Source organism: Ramlibacter sp. (genome assembly GCF_035706265.1).
GTDB lineage: Bacteria > Pseudomonadota > Gammaproteobacteria > Burkholderiales > Burkholderiaceae_C > Ramlibacter.
The window spans coordinates 1-4047 of sequence record NZ_DASSVG010000021.1 but is presented as its reverse complement, the minus strand read 5'-3'; the positions used below and the strand labels follow the sequence as shown (position 1 = coordinate 4047).

3 protein-coding genes are annotated in these 4047 nt (G+C 68.4%); all 3 read right to left on the bottom strand.

Annotation, left to right across the window (positions count from 1 at the left end; all coding sequences use genetic code 11):
• Window positions 1-1215 (bottom strand): fumarate hydratase (locus tag VFM98_RS00825; protein ID WP_325107986.1); only part of this gene is annotated, 1215 nt, incomplete at its 3' end.
• 131 nt (window positions 1216-1346) lie between these two features.
• On the bottom strand, window positions 1347-1817 hold the full coding sequence (locus VFM98_RS00820; RefSeq protein WP_325107985.1) for a DoxX family protein: 471 nt from the start codon (window positions 1815-1817) through the stop codon (window positions 1347-1349).
• Between the two features lie 200 nt (window positions 1818-2017).
• Window positions 2018-3588 (bottom strand): IS3 family transposase gene (locus VFM98_RS00815; RefSeq protein WP_325107984.1). Its coding sequence is split into 2 segments (ribosomal slippage): window positions 2018-3150 and window positions 3150-3588, totalling 1572 coding nucleotides; the frame shifts between segments, so codons are not numbered across the junction.
• Between the last annotated feature and the right edge of the window lie 459 nt (window positions 3589-4047).

Sequence of the window (4047 nt, the reverse complement as noted above, 5' to 3'; positions counted from 1 at the left end):
CTTGTCCATGCGGGTGGAAGTCGTCGGGCCGGCGGGGCCGACCACCTCGTCGCGCACCGGGTCGACCGGGCCGACGTAGTAGATCACGCGGTTGCGGAAGTCCACCGGCAGCGGCTCGCCCTTGGCCAGCATGTCCTGGATCCGCTTGTGGGCGGCGTCGCGGCCGGTGAGCATCTTGCCGTTCAGCAGCAGGGTCTGGCCGGCCTTCCAGGTGGCGATCTCTTCCTTCGTGAGCGTGTCGAGGTTGACGCGCTTGCTCTTCTGCGTGTCCGGCGCCCAGTCGATCTTCGGCCACAGGTCCAGGCTCGGCGGATCGATGTAGGCGGGGCCCGAGCCATCGAGCTCGAAGTGCGCGTGGCGGGTGGCGGCGCAGTTGGGGATCATGGCCACCGGTTTGCCCGCGGCGTGGCAGGGGAAGGTCTTGATCTTGACGTCCAGCACCGTCGTCAGGCCGCCCAGGCCCTGGGCGCCGATGCCCAGCGCGTTGACCTTCTCGAACAGCTCGAGGCGCATCTCCTCCAGCTTCGACAGCTTCTCGCCGCGGGAGGACCTGGCCTGCAGCTCGTACATGTCGAGGTCTTCCATCAGCGCTTCCTTGGCCAGCAGCACCGCCTTTTCCGCGGTGCCGCCGATGCCGATGCCCAGCATGCCGGGCGGGCACCAGCCGGCGCCCATGGTCGGCACCGTCTTGAGCACCCAGTCGACGATGGAGTCGCTCGGGTTGAGCATGACCATCTTGCTCTTGTTCTCGCTGCCGCCGCCCTTGGCCGCGACCGTCACTTCCACCTTGCTGCCCGGCACCAGTTCCACGTTGACGACGGCGGGCGTGTTGTCCCTGGTGTTCTTGCGCTCGAACTGCGGATCGGCGACCACCGAGGCGCGCAGCGTGTTGTCCGGATGCAGGTAGCCGCGGCGCACGCCTTCGTTGACGGCGTCCTCCAGGCTGCCCGAGAAGCCCTCGAGGCGGCAATCCATGCCGATCTTCAGGAACACGTTGACGATGCCGGTGTCCTGGCAGATCGGACGGTGGCCCGTCGCGCTCATCTTGCTGTTGGTCAGGATCTGCGCGATCGCGTCCTTCGCCGCGGGGCTCTGCTCGCGCTCGTAGGCGCGGGCGAGGTGGGCGATGTAGTCGGCGGGATGGTAGTAGCTGATGTACTGCAGCGCGGCGGCGACGGATTCGATCAGGTCGGCGGCCTTGATGGTCGTGGTCATGGCTCGGGGGAGGGGGAATGCGGGGGAAGACCCTGATTATCCCACCGCGGCTGAGCACCCCCTTACGCCAGGTCAATAGCAAGAAAAGGCGCCACGCGAGCGGCGCCTTTCGTTCGGAAGGGTGGATGCGCTTACGCGTGCGCGGGGCGGTAGGCCCGCAGCGCGGGACGTGCCGACCTGGCGTAATCCTTCCAGGCGTCGATCGCGACCAGCAGGCCCAGGATCGCCCAGACCACGTTGAACTCGATGCCGCCGGTGTTCCAGGTCCAGCCGAAGCCCTTGACGGCGACGACGGCATAGCTGGCGATCGCCAGGATCGCGGCGGCGCCGAGGCCGGCGAAGCGGGTGCAAATGCCCAGGATCAGCGCGATCGCCACCGCGATCTCGGAGGCGGCCGCGAAGCCCACCATGAATTCGGCCGGATGGATGCCGGCCTTCTCGAAGAAGGCGACCGTGCCGGGGTTGATCGCGCCGGCAGCGAACTTGCTCGCCGCATGCGGAATCATGAGCGCACCGACCATGATGCGCAGCACGTTGGAGGTGTTCGTCAGATCGAAGCTGGCGGCGCGGAGGCGGAAGTCGTCGCGGGTGAGGGTCAACATGAGGTACTCCTTTCAGTGTTGCCGTTTCCTCTTGGCCTGCATTCAATGTAGTCAGGGCGACACTGATCCCGATTGAGCTGGGTCAGTCGGAACGGGAACGCGCTGGCGCCGGGGGGCGCGGGCTCGGAAAGCCAAAAAAAAAGCGGGGGCCGAATGCGCCCCCGTCCCCACGGGGCGTGTCAAGGTAGTTGTCGCCTGATTCATGCAGCCAGGGGCTGCTTATCGTTGTCCGGCCGGCACCCCGCTCGAGCGACCGGGTCGCGTTCCGGATTGAGCGTGACCACCTCGATAGGCTGCCAGTTGCGCGTGTGGCACGACCAGCGCCGCGGATTGCGATCGCGCGCCTGCTGGTACACCTCGTGGCGGGCCAGCAGGATCTGCCGGTCGGCTCCGGCGTGGCGCTGTGCGGGTGTCACGTAGCGGATTCCGCTGTGACGGTGCTCGTGGTTGTACCAGCGCACGAAGTCGGCCGCCCACTGGCGCGCCTGGTGCAAGTCGGCAAAGCCACCGGCCGGGAACTCAGGGCGGTACTTGGCCGTGCGAAACAGGCTCTCCACGAAGGCGTTGTCATCGCTCACGCGCGGGCGCGAGTACGAGGGCTTCACACCCAGCCAGTGCAGCATCGCCAGCACGGTGGTGGCCTTGAAGGTCGCGCCGTTGTCGCCGTGCAGCACCGGCTTGTCCGGCATCGCGTGGATGCCCTCGGCCAGTGCCGTGCGCTTGACCAGGTGGGCGGCGTGATCGGCGCTGTCCGTCTCGTGCACCTCGAAGCCCACGATCTTGCGGCTGAACACGTCCAGAATCAGGTACAGGAAGAACCAGCGCCCTGCCACCGTCGCCGGCAGATAGGTCAGGTCCCAGCACCACAGTTGCGCCGGCGCCGTCGCCACGTGCGTGGTGGGCGGGCGGCTTCTGCGCGGCGCCTTGGCGCGGCCGCGGTGCCTGTTCTGGCCGGCTGCGCGCAGCACCCGGCTGAAGCTCGACTCGCTGGCCAAGTAGACGCCCTCATCGGCCAGCATCGGCACGATGCGCGCCGGCGGCATGTCGGCAAAGCGCGGCTCATTGGCTGTCGCCAGCAGGCGCTGGCGCTCTTCGGGCGTCAAGGCATGGGCAGGTACCGGCCGCACGGCTTGCGGCCTGCCATCGCCCGATTGGAGGCCTTCTCCGGCCTTCCAGCGCTGCAGGGTGCGCACGCTGATGCCGGCGAACTCGCATGCCGCCGCCAAGCGCGCGCCGGCGGCGTGTGCCGCCTCGATGTGTCGGGCCACTGCTTGGCGATCTTCCAGGCCGATCATTCGGCCTCGCCCTTGTCCTTGGGGAAGATCGCCTCGAGTTTTTTTGACAGCACCAGCAGCGCTGCCGCCTCGGCCAGGGCCTTCTCCTTGCGGCGCAGCTCGCGCTCCAGCTCCTTGATGCGGCGGCGGTCCTGCTTGGCCTGCGAGGGCGCGGTGCGCGCTTCCTGCGGTTCGGCCAAGGCTGCGGCAGCGGCCTCACGCCATTGAGCCAGCTGCTGCGGATACACGCCCTGAGCGCGGCACCAGGCCGCCCGTGCGGCTTCGTCCATCGCCGCCGTGGCGATCACCGCTTCCAGCCGGGCCGCCGCCGTCCAGACCCGCTCGTGCGCGGGCTGGGCCAGTGCCTCAGACCTCCAGCGCTCCAGCGTGTCGATGCTCACCCCGATTTCGCGCGCCACGGCCTCTGCCGCAGCGCTCTCCGGCGGCAGCAGCCGTGCCACCGCGCGTTCCTTGAATTTCTGTCCGTACCGAGCCAATTCGTTCTCACAACCATCGCCCCCGCCAAAAAAACCGGCGGCGGGGGCCGGCGCGGTCCGCGCCGGCCGGGCTGTGGATTTGTGGACGATGCGCTTCGCGCACCGGCCGGCTTGCCGTGGACAACGCATCCGCGTTGCCCACCGCGCCGGCCTTCGCCCACAAGCTCCACAGCCTCCCACCACCATCCATGAAACTTGAACTGAAGAATTCAAGCTCTATCGGGGCGACAACTATTCTGACGCGGGGGGCCCATTCGCCAGCCGTCGTGCCCCTCCGGCCGGCGCTCTTCCCCTCGCAAGAAACTAGAAGTTGTCCGGCAGCGTGCGCAGGCAGGCGCCATCCTTCCTCGCGCACAGCGCCGCCACGCCGGCGCCGGCCAGGATCGCGCCGGGGTCGAAGCCCTCCAGCGCGGGCTGCGCCTCCTCGGTGGCGGCCACCGAGGCGTCGTTGGTCGCCAG